Annotated in this window: 1 protein-coding gene; it reads right to left on the bottom strand. The window is 69.1% G+C overall.

The genetic code is table 11. From position 1 onward, the window contains the following. Positions 1–330: ATP-binding protein (locus D9V41_RS17145; RefSeq protein ID WP_133434255.1), on the bottom strand; the 330-nt coding region annotated here is incomplete at both ends.

The following is a 330-nucleotide window of genomic DNA, read 5'->3' on the forward strand; positions in this document are numbered from 1 at the left end:
GTGACCGTTCGAACGCCAGGACACCACCGAGCTCCCCCTCGACGAGGGTGGACACGATGGACAGTCCGAGGCTGCTCGTCGCGTCGAAGTCGCCCGGTAGCCCGTTGCCGTCGTCGCTGACCCGTAGCCGCAGCCGATTGCGGATGCGATTGACGGCCACCGTCACCCGGCCGGAGTCGCGCCCGGCGAAGGCGTGCTCGACGGCGTTCTGGACGAGTTCGGTGACGACCATGGCCAACGACGTCGCGGCGTCGCCTGGGATGCTGCCGAACGATCCGATGCGTTCGGCGCGCACTTCCACGCCGTCGGCGAACTCCGGGATCGTGCGCA

Source organism: Aeromicrobium phragmitis (genome assembly GCF_003674095.1).
Lineage (GTDB): Bacteria > Actinomycetota > Actinomycetes > Propionibacteriales > Nocardioidaceae > Aeromicrobium > Aeromicrobium phragmitis.